Origin of the sequence: Acinetobacter sp. UBA801, from assembly GCA_002296655.1 — a bacterium.
Lineage (GTDB): Bacteria > Pseudomonadota > Gammaproteobacteria > Pseudomonadales > Moraxellaceae > Acinetobacter.
Window position 1 is genome coordinate 1 of the sequence record DBIN01000060.1, and the last position, 19,726, is coordinate 19,726.

The window sequence follows — 19,726 nt, forward strand, 5'->3', positions numbered from 1 at the left end:
CCATTAAACTGATTGCAGAAAGTGGTGGTGGCTTTGTGTATAGCGAAAAGGGTAGCAATACACTTTCAATCAAGCCTCTTTATAAAAAGACCTTTTGGGATGCGTTCACAGTAGATGATTATGACCGCTTGATACCTGATTCATTGGTCACCAGTCAGTCCACAGATTATGAGCTTTATCCTGATTACAACGGCATCACGCTAACAAATGACAGAACAGGCAAGCAAGGGCAAGTCAAACGCACAGGCACGGCAGCAGACGTGCTATTACCACCTGAAAATAATCCTTTGTTTGATGTGGTCAGCATGGGCGCATTCGGTAAAGCCAAACTAGCCAAAGCAGGCATGGTGGAAACACACACATTGACCATGCCAATTTCTACAGAAGTTGGCGAATGTGCACCAGGCGAAGTCTTTGCATTTAACGCAGAGTGGTGGGGCATTGTTGAAAGTGTCAGCGTGTCATTCAGCCATGCCAAAGTGAATCAAACTGTCAAAGTGGAGCGTGTGAATCGTGAGTAATGCACTGCAAAGATTGATTGATTTAATGCCCAAAGCGCCTGAATTCGTGGGCGAAATCACGCATGAAAATCATCCGAATTATAAAGTTTTAGTTGTAGATGGGTCTGGGCTAGTGATGTGTACCAGCACGACTCGCTACAACGTCGGCGCAACGGTTTTTATATCAGATGGGGAGATAAAACGCTTGGCGGCAAGCGGTGATGTAGTGCAAATCGAAGTGTGAATTTTTAAATTAAAGCAAGCGTCCGAAAGGGCGTTTTTTTATGTCTGGAGAAAAGACAATGCAAGAAAACGCATTACCGTGGTTTATTAAATTAGTTCCAGCAGTTGTGGGGGCAATCCTTGCTTTAGTGCTAAGCGGGGATATTGATAAAGAAGGGAAAATACAAGTCACGTTAGGCGTGATTGGCAAGTTCCTATTCAGTGTGTCAGTCAGCTTATATGGCGGTGCTGCATTCATTGAATACTACGAATTAAACCAATATTCACACATGGCGCAAGGCTTTGTGATGTTGATTTTCGCTGTATTTGGATTACTTACGATTGGTATCGTCTATCAATCAATTGCACTGATGCAGGGTAAATCAATTGCAGAAGTCATTGCGGAAGTGAAAGCTGCTTTCGTTGCTATTATCGGGGGTGGCAACAAGTGAAATTAATTAATGACTGGAAACAAGCTTGGAAACTCAAGTCAGTACAAGTTGGCGCCTTATGGGCGTTTTTTTACGTCTTGATGTACGCGGCTTTTGAATTGTTGTGGCTATTTGGCTCTAACTTTCCACAATTTTGGGCAGCAGTACCACAGGAAGTTAAAGAGCTATTGCCACATTCATGGGTGCTATGGCTTGGCTTCTTAAACAATGTGCTAAGTGTATTTTCCCGCTTGAAATATCAGCCTGAATTGCATGGAGATAATGATGAGCAAAAAACTAACTGAAGCACAGATTCATACACAAGCCTCAAAACTCGGCATCGAAGCCGCTGCATTAAAAGCTGTGATCGAAGTTGAGTGCAAGGGCAGTGGGTTTAATGCTGACGGTACACCGGTGATTCTATTTGAGCGTCATGTATTTCGGCAAAGACTGATTGCTAACGGTAAAGCAGCAATAGCGGACAAAGCTATGCGTGAGCGTCCTGATCTGTGTAATAAAACCATGGGCAACTATGGTTTATATTCAGCACAGCACGGACGATTGAATGCGGCCGCTCAATATCATCGTGAATCGGCTTTAGAGTCGGCAAGTTGGGGAATTGGTCAAGTAATGGGTTATCACTGGAAATCACTAGGCTATTCGACTCTGCAAAATTTCATCAATGCCATGTACCGTGATGAAGCATCACAGCTTGAAGCAATGTGCCGCTATATTGTGACAAACAAGCTGATTAATGCACTCAAAAATAAGGATTGGCGAGCATTTGCACGTGGCTATAATGGCCCTGCGTATGCAAAGAACTCTTATGATGTGAAGCTAGGTAATGCGTATAAAAAAGCCCGCTAAATGCGGGCTATTCTCTAAAGGTATTAGCTATTTATCACTTCATATTTAGCATTTTCAAATTCACCTTTAATTGAAAGTGTAAACTCCAAACGCTTAAAAAATTTAAAATATTCTTGGATAGATATATTCTTCTGGTATTCGTTAACGCTTACTGCCTCGCCACTCTTTAACTTTTCCAATTGATTCATGTCGCTGAGCACATGAATCGTTACGGTAAAGTTCTCAATATCATTAGAACGTCCATGATAATTAGCAGTTGTTTTTATACCAATAATCACTTCATCTTTATCGATATCAAAATATTTTTTTAACGACGAGCGTAGCGTAGATGTGTCTGCATCATCAGCAGCCACACTACCCACATAATCTTTATATTGAGTGTTTGCATTAAAATTCTGAATCATTATTTATTACCTTTAAAATTAATATTTTTAAAACACAAAGTTAAATCATTGTTGATGAATAAATGGAATACGGCACCCCCAAGCAAATGACATTTAGAGTTTAATCTCAAGCAGCTCATCCCATTTAAAAGGATTCCTGCTCAATTTATCACGGCTCATTGACCAGTTCCGATCTGGTAGAAAGCAGCTACCTGCAGCTATTTTCTTTTTGCCGAATTTCTTCTGAACACCTTCAAGCGCCTGCATCAAACTTTCTTTTTTCTGCACTTCTTCCATGTCAGTGAGCAAGTCATAAATATGTGATGACTTTGGCTCAAGACACGTCAAAATAACCCCGCATTTTTTAAACTTCACATCTTTTCTGTATAACAGATTCATCATCTGTACGGCTCTATCAACTAGATCAAGCACACAGTCGGTCGGCTGTGCAAAGGTTGAAGTGAGCGATTTATTGTAGAACGGTACATTTGGATCAAACGGATTTGAGTGTGCGAAAGCGGTAATAGAGCCACACAACAAGTTTTCACTTCTCAGCCGTGAGCATGCATCTTGCGCATACATTGACATGGCTTCTCTTAAGTCATTTATGTCTGTGACTTTTGTGCCGAATGAGCGGCTGGCCACTATCTGTTTCTTACTCGGTGGGGTATGCTCAATTTCAATGCATGATATGCCTTGCAGCTCTGCCACTGTTCTAGCCATAACAATTGAAAATAGTTTTTTAATGTTGCGCGGGTCAGTGGACGCAAGGTCATACACTGTATTGATACTCATATCATTCAGTCTTTTCGCGTGTTTACGCCCAACACCCCAAACTTCTGACACATCGATTGTGCCAAAAAGCTGCTCCTTATTTATTGGATCCATGCTCACCAAATCGCATACACCTCTGAATTGGGCATTTTTTTTGGCAATATGGTTTGCAATTTTGGCTTCGGTCTTTGTTCTGCCAATACCAACGCAGACAGGCAATCCTAGCCATTTCCAAATGCGCTCACGCATCTGCTGCGCATAGTCACTTAGGTCAAACTTATTAGTGTATGCAGTCAACTCAAGAAAGCTTTCATCTATAGAATATATTTCTTGTTCACCCGGCCCCACAAATTCAGACAGTATCGAATGAAAGCGACGGGACATTTCAGCATATAAAGCATAGTTGCTAGACAATACTTGGACATTATTGTGGTGAATAATGTCTTTGATCTCAAACACAGGCACACCCATTTTGATGCCTAAGTCTTTGGCTTCTTGACTACGTGCCACCGCGCAACCATCATTGTTTGATAGAACAATAACAGGCTTGTTGTTTAGTGATGGATCGAATACACGCTCACAGCTGACGTAACAGTTATTCACGTCAATGAGCGCAAATACACGATTTGCGTTTCTCATGATTTATTCTTCTTATTGTTTTAGACAGACAGGTTTTTTAAGTTCCAAGTCACAACAGCGACAACTTCAAATGTTTGACCATCTTTTAAATAAATACTGTCATAGTCAGGGCTTTCTGCCTTAAGCCAAGCTTCGGGTAAGGTTGCAGGGTCGTAGTCTTCACCAAAATGCTCTACCAATTCACTTTTAGACATTTTGTCTGTAATCATTAAGCGTTTAATGGTCAGGTCTTTTTGGTCGATTAATGCAACCACAATGCTGCGGTGTTTGGCTTCTTTGCTACGGTCAACAATGACTACATCGCCATATTCAAGCCCAGCATTGACCATTGATGTCGTACGTATCGTATTTAAAAACGTAGCATTGGCATTTGAAATAAGGTGCTCGTTTAGGTCGATGCTTTTATCAATGTAGTCTTGGGCGGGGGATGGGAAACCTGCAGGAATGGATTCAGAAGCAATGGGAATGCTTACGTGTGTACGTGGTGACACTTGCGTAAAACCATGGCGATCGAGCAGCGTGATTTGTTCAAGAATTGCATTGATTGTAGGGCTAGGTTTGCCCTCAGGACCCATAATTTGTTGAAGTGATGACCAGGCGTCATCCGAGAAATAAATCGGCAGTTTTTTTGACATTATGTGCTCCTACGCTACATGGCGTGTTTGAAGTTTGCACACATAGAATAGCTATAAATAGATCAGGCTTTCAAGTGGTGTTTGTCTGAATTATTTTGAGCAAATGAAAGTTAAGTGATAAATTCTTGAAAGCAATAATAATAAAATCGGAAAATTACAATGAGTCTCAGTCACTTGGTTTTAGCCATTCTTGCTTTGCTTATCGCTGGCACTTTACTCACACTTAAAGCAGAAGAGACCCGAAGAATAGACCCTGAATGCGGGCATGAATACCGCACCGAGCTATGCAACGGGTATCTGTATGCCAAGTACAACGACTTACCCTCAGCAGATAGGTGCGACGATGAAAAAGACGACCCTGAAATAAATTTTAACGAAGAGTTCCACAAAGGCTGTTTAAGTTTTTTTGATAGGCTTTTGGCTGTCAGGTAGTAGACACATGGTGCAAACCCAAACATTCCAAGGGGTGTCCGAATAAAAATAATGTAGTGTTAAGTTTGACCATAATGTGGTCTGTGAAACAATATGTATGTTCCACAGTATTGCATATTTGCGGTATATGTTATTAAATAGAGTGAAGGGCAGTATAGTGAACAATAAGTTCCGATCTGTCTTTTTTTGACTATAAAATATTGATTTTGGAAATATTATGAACACCTTCACTGAATTCCGACAATGTTAATCCTTAGATTTTTCGATCTGGGTCTTGTTGATTTAAGTGTTAATTTTGGAGGTGAATATGGGTAATAAATATACAGCAATGGATGTTGCTAACTATATTATTTGGTACGTCAATAATAAAGAATCAAAGCCTCTAGGCTCTCTTACCCCGTTAAAGCTTCAAAAAATTCTATATTATGTGACAACTAGCTATTTAAAAAAGACTGAAAAATTAATTATCAATGACAGTTTTGAAAAATGGCAATATGGTCCTGTTGTAACGGATGTATATCACTGCTTCAAAAACCATGGCATAAGCCATTTAAAGGATACTGCACCAAAAATAATTGAAGATGATGAATCATTTTTAGGTTTTAAAAAGATTCCTTTTAAACAAAGTATTTTTGATGAAGACCAGGAATTTAAAGAAGTAGCTAATAAAGTAATAGAGACTCTTATTAATTTTAGGGCGTTTGATCTTGTGGAAATGACACATGATGAATATGCTTGGAAAAAATATGAACCATTAATTCAAAAAGGCACTAAGGAATTAAAATATTCCAAAGAAGACTTGTTAAATGCTAAAGATGTTTGTGGTATTTAATGACTGATAAATCTAAAGCTATTTTAGAAGAGCTAATAAAAGGCCATATTGATCCAAAAGGGTTTAATGACGAGGAGGTTGTTAAAAAAGCAGCCTCCTTGTTTCTGTTTTTAAGTGATGGTTTTATTAAAAGAGCTTCACACGAAACATTTTATTTATTGCCTTATAAAGATATTTTTATATATTTATTTGCTAATGATTTTGAATTTAAGTCAGAAACTTATTCTAGTTTTATATCAACAGTTTTTGAAGAAATGCAAAAACAACCTGAGTATGATGAATCACCTTATTCTGAGTATTTAGAGGAATGCTATAATAAATTCACTCAACACATATCATTAGCACAAGTCCAAAAACATTATATTGTGGAAGTGACAAAGAGATCGAAAGAAGCTGCAGACGAAGCAATTAGTGCTGCTGAACACGCAAAAGAAATGCAAAAAGATATGATGGTAAACTACATTACTATCTTAGGCATATTTGCTTCCATCATTATTACAATTTTTGGAGGCATGCAAATTATTAGTGCGACAAGCAAACTATTACAAACATCTATTAAATTGCCAACACTGGTAATGGTATTAACATTATTAGCATTATTGATTGTTATTATTCTTGGCGTTTTACTATCATGGGTAAATAGTATTAGGCATAATGAAAAAGACGTACCCGCTTTAAGTTATGCAATAATCTTTCTTGCTTCTGTACTTGCGTTATCTGGAACGTATATTTATATAAATAATGGTTTTTCTGAGGGGAATAGCCAAGTGCTGATATCAGAGAAAGAAGAAAAGTAACCTTATCATAGGACTGCCGATAAAGGTTTTAATTAAATCGGGATAACTCACCAGCGGTCCACCATGCCACGCCAATCTCGCATTATTTTCTCTTAGGGCAGTTCTTTCCATTGCCACCTGGCAAGCAATCACATGCTCGCCCATCCTTGTCACGATCCAAGCTTTTCCAACCTGTTTGTCCTGAATTTTTACGCTGCTCATACCAAGCTTGAGCTTCTTTTTGTGTACTGAAGTTTGCGCATTTCTTTGCATAGGATTGAATTGAAATAAGAGAAAAGGCGATAAGTAGTATAAATTTCATTAGGTAGTGTTCTTAATTTAGCAAGGCGTGCTTTTCATTACATTTAATCATAAAATTAAGAACATCTGTGTCTTATGCTGCGGTCTACAAAAAATTAGGAAAATTATTTTTTTAAAGTTTGTAGACTGATTTGTAGACAGTTGAACTGCAATTAAGGACAAACTAATGCAATGCTATGCAACCTTAGAATATTTTAAGTTATTGAAAATGCAAGGATATGCAAGCTAATGCAACCTATTCCAATTCGACACAAACTAAGTGGATTCTACTTTTTCTACTATGCAATTGTTGGGACATTTTTGCCTTTTTGGAGTCTGTATTTAGAAGATCAAGGCTTTAATTATCAAGAAATTGGTGTTTTATCTTCTATTGCTATTTTAACGCGCTTTTTTGCTCCCTTTATTTGGGGGTGGATTGCTGATAAATCAGGCAAACGGATGCTTTTGGTGCGTATCGCAACTTGGATGGAAGCTAGCATTTGGTTGCTGATTTTTATTATTCCGAATAGCTTTCAGTCTGTTGCATTACTCATGCTGATTTTTAGCTTTTTCCAAAACGCAATTTTGGCACAATTTGAAGGCGTGACTTTGTTTTGGTTGGGCGAGCAGCGTGCAGAACTTTATGGCAAAGTGCGTAAATGGGGTTCTATTGGCTTCATTGTCGGGGTTTTTGGTATTGGTGCTATTTTGGAAATTATACCAATTTCCATGTTACCGATGTTGCTCCTCAGCATTTCTTTACTGGCATTTCTATGGTCGTTCAGTATTCAAGAACCAAGCGCGGCACCCATTGCACAAAAACAACTTGAACCTTTATTGCCTATTTTAAAGCGCCCAGTGGTCTATTCATTTTTTATTATTGAATTGATTTTACTGTTTTCGCATGCACCATTTTATAGTTTCTATAGTAATTTTATAAGTCAGGCAGGCTTTAGCACAAGCCAGATTGGCTTATTGTGGTCTGTCGGGGTGATTGCTGAAATTATAATGTTTGCCTACGCAAGTTTGTTTTTAAAGCGTTGGTCTTGGCGTTCACTGGTTACCGTATGTTTAATTTTAACAGGTTTACGTTGGGTGATTGTCGGTTTATTTCCCTCAGTATTTTTTGCTCAATTTTTTGCACAAAGCATTCATGCCTTTAGCTTTGGCTTATTTCATATGATTGCCATGCGGGTGATTTTTCAAAACTTTTCAGCAGGGCAACAAGGTCGCGGGCAAGCACTTTACAGTACCATGTGGGGTTTAGGTGTCGCAGCAGGGAGTATTTTGGCAGGCTATTATTGGGATATTGTTTCAGGTGAATGGATTTTTATTTTTGCAGGATTATCTACACTCATTGGTCTGTGTTTTATTTGGGGATTGCCAAAACAGTTAGAGTCGTAGTCAATGTCGAACGATACCAAACCTTAGTTAGTTGATACCGTTCTTTTATTCAGAAATAGAAGCAAGCAATGTTGGATCGGTATAGTTTGCTTGCATCATGCATATTGTCAAATCAAATACGGATTTTAGCGTATTGATTCCACCACGGTTGAGCCGCTTCTAGTTGTGCAGCCAGTTGTAAAAGTAGATCTTCACGTGCAAAAGGCGCGACAAACTGTGAACCCAATGGTAAATTATCTTTATTCCAATATAACGGAACAGACATTGCAGGCAGCCCTGTAATATTGGCAAGTTGAGTAAATGGCACCCATTTTAGGTTTTCTCTAACAATGCGATCGACCAATTTACCTTGCGCTAACCAATGTGCTTTACCCGCATGTATTAGTGTTTTTAAAATTGGTTTTTGCCATGCAGGAGTTTTCACTTCGCCATTTTTCGGTGCAACTGAAGCGGTTGCAGGGATGAGGTATAAATCATAACGCTCAAAGAATTGATTCATTTGCGCGACGTATACCCCCCAATTATTCAAATTGCGAATGTACTCTACTGACGTGGTTTTTCCCCCAAAGGCAGCCAAAGCCAAAGAATCTAGCTCAAAATTATCGGAATGATTTGGTAGGCGAGTTTGAATTTCATTAATTAAATAAGCAAATTGGCTAAACCATGTGGTAATAAAATCTTTGGCCAATTGCATGCCATCAATAGAAGGTCGGTCTTCAACAACTTCATGCCCTAAAGACTCTAAAAGCTGTACTGTTTTTTGAATGGCGTTGATAGCATCTTGTGAAACAGCTGTACCAATCGGAGATTGGGTAGAATACGCGATTCTTAATTTTTTTGGCGCTTGCTGAATTGCATCTAAATAACTGCGTTCAGGAGCTTGAATTTTAAACAGTGAATGACCATCCGCGCCATGCGTTGCATCTAGCATTGCTGCGCTGTCACGTACACTTTTACTTAAGATATGTTGCATCGCTGCACCATGCATGGCTTCACTGAGTTGTGGCCCCCACGGGGTGCGTCCACGACTTGGTTTTAAACCAAACAAACCACAGTAAGATGCAGGAATCCGAATTGAACCACCGCCATCACTTGCTCCTGCAATAGGCACAATACCTGCTGCAACTGCAGACGCAGAACCACCTGAAGAACCACCGCTATTATGTTTCAGATTCCAAGGGTTTTTACAGGCGCCCCAAGCATCAGGTTCGGTAATCCCTTTAATCCCAAATTCAGGCGTATTGGTACGCCCAAAAGTAACAATTCCGCTATTTTCCCAACGATTTACAATTTCTGCATTTTGTTCTGCCAAATGATGCGCACGTTTTAAACCCAGACAGCCAAATGAAGTCGGATAGCCTGCATATTGTTGAAATAAATCTTTGACTAAAAAGGGCACACCTGCAAATGGACCTGTTAATACTGTTTGTGTGCGCTGCCGTGCATGTTCATGCATCGGAATAATAATGGCATTTAATTGTGGATTCGTTTGTTTGGCACGTTGTAATGCAATATCTAATAATTCTGAAGCCTGAACATCCTTTTTGGCAACCAGCTCTGCCAAGCCTAAAGCATCATATTGAAGGTATTCTGCAAGTTTCATTTCAATCCTGAAAATCTTTATTGTCAAATTGATGTTGTATGCTATTTTTGTTTAAGAAGCAAGAATGACTCGATTACGGCCTTGCATTTTTGCCTGATATAGCGCCTGATCTGCCTGAATAATTAAATCTTGTAAAGGGAGAGTGGTTGGCAAGTGAATATGTAACACACCTATGCTTACTGTAAATCCAATAGGTTCACAGTTTTCTAAATGTAAAGGCTGATGTTCAATACACAAGCGAATACGTTCCGCAATGCGTTGAGTTTCATTTAAGTTATTATTGTTTAGTAAAATAATGAATTCCTCACCGCCATTGCGACAAAATAAATCATGATTACGTAAATTGCTTTTAACTATATTAGAGAGATGTTGCAAAGCACGATCACCCACATAATGCCCATATTGATCATTCAATTTTTTAAAATCATCGATATCTAACATAATTAAAGATAGTGAATGATTGTTTTTATGATTTAAAGCTTTTTCACTGAACTGGGTAAAACTACGACGGTTCAGTGTTTCGGTTAAACTGTCATGATTTGCCAGATACAATACTTCTCTATACAACTTATTACGGTTTTGGCTAATCACACATAAAATTAACGTGGCAAGACCTAAAATAATTAAACCCACACGAATAGAAATAATGGTGGTTAAATAACTCGAATTGACTTGATCTATAAACAAGCCTGTGACGCTGTGATACAGAGTTAAACAGACCAAGCTATTAATCAGTGCCAAATTGAAAAGTTGATAGCTGGCAGCTGCCCAAATTAACGCAGCCAATGGATATAATAGTGCGCCTGGCCCATAGAAAATATGGGTGCAGGCGATTGAGATCAACAATGCAAAAAAAGGTAAGGCATCCCGAATTTGAATTTCTTTAACATATTGATTGTTTATAAGTTCTTTGACTTCAGACCAACGTGGGGCAGCCAAAATCAAAGGTAAGACAATCACCGCATTTAAAATTTCACCAGACCACCAAGTAAAAAAATCAATCCAGCGATTTTCTGCCAACATAAAGCTATGTGGTAAATTCGGCAGCAGAAGAATGGCAAATAAAGCGCCGAAGAAGCAGCCTAAAGTCACAGCAATAATATGTGGATACAGCTCTGACACATTATTATTGCTCGCTGGAAGTTTAGCGCGGGTATAATTAAAGAAAAACAACCCACTAAAAACAGCAACAAAGTTTGAAAGGGTTAAACCCAGCGTTATTAGCAAAGTGTTGTTTGTGACTAAATCGGCGCCCATATAACCGATAAACGCACCCAAAATTCCACCAAAACTTTTTAAAGATGGAAAGCGAATGAGTAGACCTAACAAGAGGGCGTTGGTTGGCCAAAAAAACGAAAAGTAGCTAAGCGGGCGAGTAAAAATACCCAATAAACAAGCAAAAAATACCACAACGGCAAGCAGCCCAAAGGCAAATATTTGCTTTTGAGTCGAAGATATAGTTTGCGGTATGCTTAAGTTTTGCAAGTACTAAACTCACTTTTGCAATGGGTTGATAATTAAGAAAAAAACTTGAATGAGTGTGACACTCACAACAGAAACGCGATCATATCAAATAACCATTACCTACAAAGTCGATTAAATGTAAACTGAGTCACACTTTTGTTAAATAAAATTGTTGTGTTATGTTTTTGCTTGCAGATTTGGATTAAAAATATGCTAAGTTGTCTAAACGGTTTATATCTTTAAATAAATGTATGAAAAAAATATATCTAACCACAGTTTTAAGCTTATGTTCTGTGTCCGCGATTGCAAATGAAAATAAAATAATAGATTCAGCCAAGTTAGCGCCAGTAGCATCAGAAACCATCAATAAATTTCGTGTGACCACCCGCCCAGAAATTGTGGGACTGTGGGTCATGCAAATCCCAAATAATCGTAAATGTATCGAATATTATAACTTTAAAAGCAATAGCGATGTAGTGATTAAAAGTGGTCAAGAATGGTCTGCGGGTGCGTATGATTATCAACCTTCGCAAGACCCTGTAAATTCCTTACCTGCTTTGATTTTGCAAGTTAAATATGACAACAATGAAGTGGATTGTTCTGGTTATCAGGAAGACCAAACAGGCGATATTTCACAATATTTTGTAAAATGGAAAAATGCGCATACTATTAATTTCTGTAGTAATGAAAAAGCAGAACAATGTTTTGCGACGTTGTACCGTGTATTGCCTTAAACTTTTCACTATGTCGTGTATCAGCTCTTTTTTATAAATTCGCACCCCTCACCCTCTAGCGGGATGTATTGTTCATCCTGAACGATATAGCGAAAGAGAAGGGAATTCCAATATTAATTTGACTTATTACTTATGATTATTTTTTGACTTATGAAAGAAGTTTATTGTTATGCTAAATAAACTCACTTTTTATAAAAAAATAAAAAACTCTTTTAAATCAAGAGTTTTTAAAGTAGACTGATAACAAAGAACTCAAATTGTATGATTCATAGAGATCGCTAAATTGAAACAATCTCTATGTATAGAGGTGGACCAGGAAATTTGAACAACTCCTATAAGTGATATTTTGCTCCCCCAATGATGTTATAAACATCAATATATGGAGTATTTTATGGCGCGTAGACCAAGAAGAAATCATTCAAGCGACTTTAAGGCTAAGGGAGCACTTGCTGCGATCAAAGCAGAAAAACACTTGCTGAATTGAGTTCTGAGTTTGATGTTCATCAAAACTGTTAGCGGCAATGTAAAAATGACCCCTAATGGCATTTAAAAACTGCCCCCCTTGGTTAATATTAATATACCAATCGTTTAGAAGCAGCAAATTTACGAGCATCAGTCGGTATGACTGGTGATTCATACGATAATGCTCTGGCTGAAACGGTGAATGGCTTATACAAAACAGAGGTGATTGAATATTTAAAAGCAGATTGGCAAGGTTTAGCGGATGTACAACTTGCGACATTAAATTGGGTAGATTGGTTCAATAAAGAGCGTGTACATAGTGCACTAGGTTATGTGCCACCTTTTGATTTTGAAGCAATGTACTATGATAAGATTAACCCGTTAGATCAGGTGGCCTAACTTAAATAAAAAGTCTCCGACAAACCCGGTACGGTTCATATAACATCAATTGAGCATAAATTACCCTAATCGGTTGCATCCGTTTTAGTGAAGCCTTTAAACTCTGCAGCATTCACGTTTTTACGCCAATACATAGGTTCAGAATGTTTAGCAAACTCACAGGGCTATTTAAAAATAAAGCCAATCTCGAAGAAATTGCCTATTTAGAAGCACATAAAATTCAATGGGATGCAGAACAAGGCTATATTGTCGATGGTATTGTTCTTAACAATGTTTTGGCAGAGCGTTTAAATTATTTATCCAATCGCCGTATGCAGCAGTTTGATGATTTAGCGCAATTGTATTCTATTGCCATGATTATCAATGAAAAAATTGATCTGGAAATTGCGCAACAGCGTTTTAACACAATGCTTGGCAATACCGAAGATAACCTACTGGAATTTAAATCGATTGTGAAAAAATTGAATGATTAGACCTCTTGCGAAAGTATAGTTTTATCTAATTTTTGAATTGGCTAAAACCTTATAAATATAGCTTTTGACTGCTTAAAATTTGACTAACGCAAGAAGTCTATTATTATCGACAGTTTTTACGTGATCAAAAGTAAAGAGGAGCGTGTATGAAACTTTAAAGCACGCTGTTTTATATAATTTTGTAATTAAAACGCTGTGATGCAGGATGAAAAAAATTACGCAAAACCGTCAATTCATCGTGCTAGTATAAGCCCCATGTTGTTTAGACCCTAAAGCTATATACATGTTCCAACACGAAATTTCCCAACTCAATTTAGCTCAACTGAAAGCTGGCGAAAAGCGCTGGATTGGTAATCTACAAGGTTCTGCCGCAGCATTATTATTTAAAGAAATTGGTCAGCAGAATCCGCATTTATTTGTGATTGTTGCGCGCAATCAACAACATTTGGCTCAGTTGGAAAGTGAATTAGAGTTTTACGGGTTAAAACCGACCATTTTCCCCGATTGGGAAATTTTGCCTTATGACCGCTTATCACCACATCAAGATATTGTGTCGGAGCGTCTGGCGATTTTATCCAATATGCCGCAGCAAGGCGTGTTGCTGGTTTCGGCAACCACTTTGGCACAACGTGTTGCACCAACCTCATGGGTGTTAGGTGAACATTTCGATATTCGTGTTGGGCAAAAGTTTGATTTGGAACAACAAAAACAGCGTTTGGTACAAGCAGGCTATCATCTGGTCGATACAGTCTATGATCATGGTGAGTTCGCTGTGCGTGGCAGTATTATGGATATTTATGCTTCGGGACAAGAAGCACCCATCCGTATTGATTTATTTGATGATGAAGTTGAAACCTTAAAGTTTTTTGATCCAGAAACGCAGCGCACTACCGAAAGCTTGCAGAATTTTACGGTTCTACCTGCCAAAGAATTTCCATTAAAAGAAGGTCGTGTGATTTTCCGTGACCGCTATGCAGAAAGTTTCCCAACAGCAAATCCGAAGAAGAACCCTGTGTATCAGGATGTGCTAGATGGCATTGCATCGCCAGGTTTAGAGTTTTATTTTCCGTTATTTTTCACTCAAGCACAGCTTGAAGGCCAAAATACACTACTTTCATACTTACCTAAGCATTGCATTGTCATTACAGATAAGGCGGTCGATGACGATTTAACACTATTTTGGAAAGATGTACTATATCGTTATGAAGACCGACGTCATAATATCGACCAACCAATTTTACCGCCTGAACAATTATTCCTACAACCGAATCAATTATTAGAACAACTCAATCAATTTGGACGGATGATTGCATCGACTGAAGCTTTTGATCAAAAAGCAGGTGTGGTGAATTTAAGCACCTTAGCTCCACCACGTTTAGCGGTTGATCCAAAACAAGAACAACCCTTTCATGCCGTTAAGCAATATATTGATGCCGCCAATCATCCTGTTTTATTGGTGGCAGAAAGTGCAGGCCGCCGTGAAACGTTAAAAGATGCGTTACGTGCAGTTTTAGGTGAAATTCCACAAGTTGAGAGTTTTGAGGCCTTTCAGCAGTCTTTACAAGCCATTGCGATTACCAATGCGCCTTTAGACCGCGGCTTGGTCATTCAGCATCAATTGAGTGTGATCTCAGAAAATCAGCTGTATGAACATCGCGTGGTGCAGCGCCGTCGTAAACGTCAGCAGGAAGTTTCAGAAGAGTTTTTAATTCGTAGTTTGACCGAGTTAAGCATTGGCGCACCTGTGGTACATATTGATTATGGTGTAGGTCGTTATGCAGGTTTAATTACTTTAAACATTGATGAGCAAGAACATGAGTTTTTACAACTCGATTACGCCGATGCTGCAAAAGTGTTTGTGCCTGTTACCAATTTGCATTTAATTAGCCGTTATAGCGGTGGTGACCCAGACCTTGCGCCTTTGCATAAATTAGGCACAGATGCGTGGAATAAAGCCAAACGCAAAGCTTTGGAACAAATTCACGATGTCGCAGCAGAATTACTGCATATTCAAGCACGCCGTCAATCTAAACCAGGTTTTGCTTTTGAATTGGATCATAGCCTTTATATGCAATTTGCCAGTGGCTTTGCTTATGAAGAAACCTTAGACCAAGCCAATGCAATTGAAGCGACCTTACATGACATGCAATTGGCAAAACCAATGGATCGTTTGGTCTGTGGTGATGTCGGTTTTGGTAAAACTGAAGTCGCCATGCGGGCGGCATTTGTCGCGGTACAGAACAATAAACAAGTCGCGGTATTGGTTCCGACAACATTGTTGGCACAACAGCATTATGAATCTTTTAAAGACCGTTTTGCCGATTGGCCTGTGCGTATTGAAGTCTTGTCGCGTTTTGGTTCAAGCAAATCTCATCAGAAAACCATTGAAGATTTAGCAGAAGGCAAAGTCGATATTGTGATTGGAACGCACAAAATTCTACAAGAAAATATTCAGTTCAAGCAATTAGGCTTGATGATTGTCGATGAAGAACATCGTTTTGGCGTACGTGACAAAGAACGTATTAAAGCGTTACGTGCCGATGTTGATATGCTGACTTTAACCGCAACACCAATTCCACGTACCTTAAATATGGCATTTAGCGGTATGCGTGATTTATCCATTATTGCCACACCGCCTGCACGCCGTTTAGCGGTGAAAACCTTTGTGCAGGAACATACCGGTGATACTGTAAAAGAAGCCATTTTACGTGAATTGTTACGTGGTGGTCAGGTGTATTTCCTGCACAATGAAGTGGAAACCATTGAGCGCAGTGCTGAAACCATTCGTGAATTGGTGCCAGAAGCACGTGTTGCAGTCGCACATGGGCAAATGCGAGAGCGCGAATTAGAGCAAGTTATGCAGCAGTTTTATCATAAGGAATACAATGTCTTGGTTTGCTCGACCATTATTGAAACAGGGATTGATGTACCTAATGCCAATACCATTTTAATTGAACGTGCAGATAAACTCGGATTGGCGCAGTTGCACCAACTACGTGGTCGTGTCGGACGCTCGCATCACCAAGCTTATGCGTATTTACTTGTACCATCTATTAAAGGCTTAAAAGGTGATGCTGAAAAACGCCTAGATGCCATTCAGCGTGCCTCAACTTTAGGCGCAGGTTTTATGCTAGCAACCGAAGACTTGGAAATTCGTGGTGCGGGAGAATTACTGGGTGAGCAACAAAGTGGGTCTATGCAAGCCATTGGTTATAGCTTGTATATGGAAATGCTAGAAAAAGCCACCAAAGCCATACAAAAGGGTAAAACCCCTAACTTTGATGCACCGTTGTCTTTAACTGCAGAAATCAACCTACACATGCCTGCTTTAATTCCAGATGATTATTTAGGAGATGTGCATCAGCGTTTATTGTTCTACAAACGCATCAGTAATACCGATACTCAAGAAAAGCTTGATCATATCCGCATGGAATTGATTGACCGCTTTGGTATTCCGCCACAAGCGGTGAAACAACTGTTTGCTGTGCATCAATTGCGATTAAAAGCAGAGCAGTTGGGCATCACTAAAATTGATATTGGTACAAATGGCGGTCATATCGAATTTTCTCCAGATACGCCTGTGCAAGCCATGAGCATCATTCAAATGATGCAAAAACATCCGACCTATTTTCGTATGGATGGTGGGCAGCGTTTGAAAGTTATGGTGATGTTGCAAGATGCTGAAAAGCGGATTCAATTTATTGCCGAACTATTAAACAGCCTGCTAAAAACTTTGCACAGCTGAGATTAAAATGCAAATTGACCTAAATATCACATCGGTAAATTTATGAATATTTTCTAAGAAACCTCTGATTCTATGGTGAAAATTATTTATGATGAATTTGGTTAAAATTGCACTTTATTTACATCGAAACATGATGGGAATGATACTCAGTGTACTGGGGATGTGATAGTATTACTCATCATTACAATTTGCGTCATTTATAAAGATATGTTTAGTTTGCATCCACAACTTGCTCAAGATACTTTTTTTGTAGGCGACTTTCCTCTGTCAACATGTCGTTTAATGAATGATATGCAATTTCCTTGGTTAATTCTAATTCCACGTGTGCCAGGGGTTACAGAACTATACGAATTAAGTCAGGCAGACCAAGAACAATTTTTACGTGAATCTAGTTGGTTATCTAGCCAATTAGCACGTGTATTCCGTGCCGATAAAATGAATGTGGCGGCTTTAGGTAATATGGTTCCACAATTGCATTTTCATCACGTCGTGCGTTATCAAAATGATGTAGCTTGGCCTAAACCTGTTTGGGGTACGCCAGCTGTACCATACAGTAATGAAGTTTTGTCTCACATGCGTCAAACCTTGATGCTTGCTCTGCGTGGTCAAGGCGATATGCCATTTGACTGGCGAATGGATTAATTGAAATGAATTGCCACGCAGCAAGCGTGGCTTTTTAATCCTAGATTGGAGTAGGCCGCGGTTTTCATGTACAATTGGATGGAAAGAGATCCTCAACAATTCGAATTTCTGCATCGATTAGTCGGGTATGCAAGTTTATCCCTGATTATGGTGGTCTATCACTACACCTATGCCGATACCAATTATCAAATTTATCTTCCATTTTTTCTCACTTTTTTATTACTGATTATTCCTAAATTTTCACGCTGGCTGCAATATAAATATAGTCATCAAGCTAAGCGTAATATCCTGTTTATTATTGATATTATTGTAGTAGCAGCATGTTTGTCTGCGGTACATCTGAATTTGGTACTTACTTTTGCCGCTTTATTTGCGCTGCTATATACCGCGATTTATATTAAAGTTTCTTTTTTTTTAGTTGCATTGGCATCCTTATTGGCGGTCACAGTTTTTTATATTTGTAATATTTTTATTTTTGGTTTTAACGAGTATTTTGAACAAAGCAGTACCGAACTTACGATTTTAGCTTTTTTATGTATGATCTTTTATTTTGGGATGGGCAGTGCGTATCAAGCGCGTCGTATTCGCTATACCATGGCAAAAAAAGATCATTACTATATGCAAATGAATCGATATATGGAATTTGCCAATCAGCTGAGTCGCTATGCACCTTTGCAGTTGTGGCAATCTATTATGAAAGGTGAGTCGGAAGCGAAAATCGAATATAAACGTAAAAAAATGACAATTTTCTTTTCAGATATTCAAGGCTTTACCGAACTTTCTGAAACACTGATTCCAGATGATTTAGCATTCTTACTCAATGATTATTTAAGTCACATGACCGAAATTGCCAAGCAATATGAAGCAACGGTAGATAAGTTCATGGGGGATGCGATTTTAATTTTCTTTGGCGATCCAAATACACAAGGCGTTGAGCAAGATGCTAAAACTTGTGTAGACATGGCAATCGCAATGCGTCAGCAAATGAAATTGTTGCGCGAGCGTTGGGTCAAAATGGGTTATCCACCTTTACATATTCGTATGGGTATCAGTACAGGATACTGCCACGTTGGAAACTACGGTGCAGCACACCGTATGGCATATACCATTGTTGGACGTGATGCTAACTTGGCCGCGCGTTTGCAAAGTGCCGCAGAAGTCGATGAAATTTTACTTTCAGATGAAACGTATAAACTGATTAAAAATGATTATTTGTGTGCACCAAAAGCACCGATCTTTTTAAAGGGGATTCAAGGCCCTGTAAAAACTTGGCAAGTGATGGAAAAATATGCGGCTAGCAAGTCGGATTATCAGCGTTGGTTTGACTACGAATACAAGGGCTTCCATTTGTTGCTGAATTTGGATGAAGTGCAGAATTTTGAATACCCTGAACTGATTGCCGTATTAGAAAAAATGATTAAAAGAATTCAAACACAGCAAAAACTGACCAACTCACAGGGTATTGTAAAACTCAATCTTGAAGATGAAGTGATTGAACATCCACCTGTTGAAGAAATTGCCAAAACTCATATTCCTGAAAGTCACTAAACTTTCTTATCACACGGTTCTCGTTTAACCTTTAAATCCTCAAGTTTTTTAAATCCGAAGTTATGAAAAAACTGCGCCGTAGCGCAGTATTTTAGATTTAGTATCATTTTCTGATTAATGATTTTCTGAAGCATGGTTAATGGTGTACTTTGGAATTTCAACTTCTAAGTCTTCATTGACCACTTTAACCTGACAAGATAAGCGTGAATCGGGCTCTAAGCCCCAAGCACGGTCTAATAAGTCGGCTTCCACGTCATCCATTTCTTCTAGGCTGTCAAAGCCTTTACGAACCACAACGTGACAGGTCGTACATGCACAAGACATATCGCAAGCATGTTCAATTTTAATGCCATTTTCAAGTAAGCTTTCGCATAAGTTGGCATTTTGTTCGACTTCAAACTCAGCACCTTCTGGGCAGAATTGCGCATGTGGAAGTACTTTAATACGTGGCATAATCTTTA

General features: G+C 38.8%; 20 protein-coding genes and 3 pseudogenes. 16 read left to right on the forward strand and 7 right to left on the reverse strand.

Translation table 11 applies throughout. The features are described 5' to 3' along the window. From B2W49_RS11825 to B2W49_RS11845, 5 genes and pseudogenes are all read left to right on the forward strand, one after another. A pseudogene (locus B2W49_RS11825) lies at positions 1 to 521 on the forward strand (hypothetical protein); the annotation flags it as partial. After that, positions 514 to 744, forward strand: coding sequence for a hypothetical protein (locus B2W49_RS11830; RefSeq protein WP_291341514.1), 231 nt, complete (start codon positions 514 to 516; stop codon positions 742 to 744). The pseudogene B2W49_RS11825 and the gene B2W49_RS11830, both read left to right, overlap by 8 nt. Positions 745 to 802: 58 nt before the next feature. After that, positions 803 to 1,174: a hypothetical protein gene (locus tag B2W49_RS11835; RefSeq protein ID WP_291341516.1), complete on the forward strand. Its 372-nt coding sequence runs from the start codon at positions 803 to 805 to the stop codon at positions 1,172 to 1,174. Beyond that, positions 1,171 to 1,458, forward strand: a complete 288-nt coding sequence (locus B2W49_RS11840; protein WP_291341518.1) for a hypothetical protein — start codon at positions 1,171 to 1,173, stop codon at positions 1,456 to 1,458. The genes B2W49_RS11835 and B2W49_RS11840 overlap by 4 nt, the downstream gene beginning before the upstream one ends. After that, the gene (locus B2W49_RS11845; RefSeq protein WP_291341520.1) at positions 1,439 to 2,020 is read left to right on the forward strand and encodes an N-acetylmuramidase family protein; all 582 of its coding nucleotides are present in this window, start codon (positions 1,439 to 1,441) and stop codon (positions 2,018 to 2,020) included. Before B2W49_RS11840 ends, B2W49_RS11845 begins: the two co-directional genes overlap by 20 nt. A 23-nt stretch (positions 2,021 to 2,043) precedes the next feature. Here the strand turns inward: B2W49_RS11845 and B2W49_RS11850 are convergent, their stop codons facing one another. The 3 genes from B2W49_RS11850 to B2W49_RS11860 form a co-directional block, all read right to left on the reverse strand. Then, a complete protein-coding gene (locus tag B2W49_RS11850) occupies positions 2,044 to 2,424 on the reverse strand; it encodes a hypothetical protein (RefSeq protein ID WP_291341522.1) in 381 nt (126 codons plus the stop codon). Between the two features lie 93 nt (positions 2,425 to 2,517). Continuing rightward, positions 2,518 to 3,816 carry a Y-family DNA polymerase gene (locus B2W49_RS11855; RefSeq protein WP_291341524.1) on the reverse strand — a complete coding sequence of 433 codons (1,299 nt, stop codon included), beginning with the start codon at positions 3,814 to 3,816 and terminating at the stop codon, positions 2,518 to 2,520. A gap of 20 nt (positions 3,817 to 3,836) precedes the next feature. Beyond that, positions 3,837 to 4,451 carry a LexA family protein gene (locus tag B2W49_RS11860; protein ID WP_180158869.1) on the reverse strand — a complete coding sequence of 205 codons (615 nt, stop codon included), beginning with the start codon at positions 4,449 to 4,451 and terminating at the stop codon, positions 3,837 to 3,839. A 159-nt stretch (positions 4,452 to 4,610) separates the two neighbouring features. Here B2W49_RS11860 and B2W49_RS11865 point away from each other — a divergent pair, with 159 nt between their 5' ends. The 3 genes from B2W49_RS11865 to B2W49_RS11875 all read left to right on the forward strand — a co-directional run bounded on the left by B2W49_RS11865 (position 4,611) and on the right by B2W49_RS11875 (position 6,512). Beyond that, positions 4,611 to 4,883, forward strand: coding sequence for a hypothetical protein (locus B2W49_RS11865; protein WP_291341528.1), 273 nt, complete (start codon positions 4,611 to 4,613; stop codon positions 4,881 to 4,883). Positions 4,884 to 5,190: 307 nt separating this feature from the next. Next, positions 5,191 to 5,715, forward strand: coding sequence for a Panacea domain-containing protein (locus B2W49_RS11870; protein ID WP_291341530.1), 525 nt, complete (start codon positions 5,191 to 5,193; stop codon positions 5,713 to 5,715). Beyond that, complete coding sequence (locus B2W49_RS11875; RefSeq protein WP_291341532.1) at positions 5,715 to 6,512, forward strand: hypothetical protein; 798 nt, start codon at positions 5,715 to 5,717, stop codon at positions 6,510 to 6,512. The genes B2W49_RS11870 and B2W49_RS11875 overlap by 1 nt, the downstream gene beginning before the upstream one ends. Positions 6,513 to 6,594: 82 nt before the next feature. On the opposite strand, the gene B2W49_RS11880 is transcribed toward B2W49_RS11875, so the two are convergent. Then, positions 6,595 to 6,813 carry an excalibur calcium-binding domain-containing protein gene (locus B2W49_RS11880; RefSeq protein WP_291341534.1) on the reverse strand — a complete coding sequence of 73 codons (219 nt, stop codon included), beginning with the start codon at positions 6,811 to 6,813 and terminating at the stop codon, positions 6,595 to 6,597. 227 nt (positions 6,814 to 7,040) lie between these two features. Between B2W49_RS11880 and B2W49_RS11885 the strand changes: the two genes are divergently transcribed. Further along, positions 7,041 to 8,195, forward strand: coding sequence for an MFS transporter (locus B2W49_RS11885; protein WP_291341536.1), 1,155 nt, complete (start codon positions 7,041 to 7,043; stop codon positions 8,193 to 8,195). 112 nt (positions 8,196 to 8,307) lie between these two features. On the opposite strand, the gene B2W49_RS11890 is transcribed toward B2W49_RS11885, so the two are convergent. Further along, on the reverse strand, positions 8,308 to 9,798 hold the full coding sequence (locus tag B2W49_RS11890; protein WP_291341538.1) for an amidase: 1,491 nt from the start codon (positions 9,796 to 9,798) through the stop codon (positions 8,308 to 8,310). Positions 9,799 to 9,849: 51 nt separating this feature from the next. Then, positions 9,850 to 11,283: a GGDEF domain-containing protein gene (locus B2W49_RS11895; RefSeq protein ID WP_291341540.1), complete on the reverse strand. Its 1,434-nt coding sequence runs from the start codon at positions 11,281 to 11,283 to the stop codon at positions 9,850 to 9,852. Positions 11,284 to 11,513: 230 nt separating this feature from the next. Between B2W49_RS11895 and B2W49_RS11900 the strand changes: the two genes are divergently transcribed. The 7 genes and pseudogenes from B2W49_RS11900 to B2W49_RS11930 all read left to right on the forward strand — a co-directional run bounded on the left by B2W49_RS11900 (position 11,514) and on the right by B2W49_RS11930 (position 19,265). Next, a complete protein-coding gene (locus tag B2W49_RS11900; RefSeq protein ID WP_291341542.1) occupies positions 11,514 to 11,996 on the forward strand; it encodes a hypothetical protein in 483 nt (160 codons plus the stop codon). Positions 11,997 to 12,375: 379 nt separating this feature from the next. Next, a pseudogene (locus B2W49_RS11905) lies at positions 12,376 to 12,506 on the forward strand (IS3 family transposase); the annotation flags it as partial. Positions 12,507 to 12,572: 66 nt separating this feature from the next. Next, positions 12,573 to 12,857, forward strand: a pseudogene (locus B2W49_RS11910) (integrase core domain-containing protein); the annotation flags it as partial. Between the two features lie 143 nt (positions 12,858 to 13,000). After that, a complete protein-coding gene (locus tag B2W49_RS11915; RefSeq protein ID WP_291341544.1) occupies positions 13,001 to 13,330 on the forward strand; it encodes a hypothetical protein in 330 nt (109 codons plus the stop codon). Positions 13,331 to 13,613: 283 nt separating this feature from the next. Continuing rightward, positions 13,614 to 17,075: a transcription-repair coupling factor gene (mfd, locus tag B2W49_RS11920; protein WP_291341546.1), complete on the forward strand. Its 3,462-nt coding sequence runs from the start codon at positions 13,614 to 13,616 to the stop codon at positions 17,073 to 17,075. A 207-nt stretch (positions 17,076 to 17,282) separates the two neighbouring features. Then, positions 17,283 to 17,717 (forward strand): HIT domain-containing protein, encoded by a 435-nt coding sequence (locus B2W49_RS11925; RefSeq protein WP_004680968.1) that lies wholly within the window; start codon positions 17,283 to 17,285, stop codon positions 17,715 to 17,717. 66 nt (positions 17,718 to 17,783) lie between these two features. Further along, positions 17,784 to 19,265, forward strand: a complete 1,482-nt coding sequence (locus tag B2W49_RS11930; protein WP_291341548.1) for an adenylate/guanylate cyclase domain-containing protein — start codon at positions 17,784 to 17,786, stop codon at positions 19,263 to 19,265. A 114-nt stretch (positions 19,266 to 19,379) separates the two neighbouring features. On the opposite strand, the gene fdx is transcribed toward B2W49_RS11930, so the two are convergent. Beyond that, positions 19,380 to 19,718 carry an ISC system 2Fe-2S type ferredoxin gene (fdx, locus tag B2W49_RS11935; protein WP_004976656.1) on the reverse strand — a complete coding sequence of 113 codons (339 nt, stop codon included), beginning with the start codon at positions 19,716 to 19,718 and terminating at the stop codon, positions 19,380 to 19,382. Between the last annotated feature and the right edge of the window lie 8 nt (positions 19,719 to 19,726).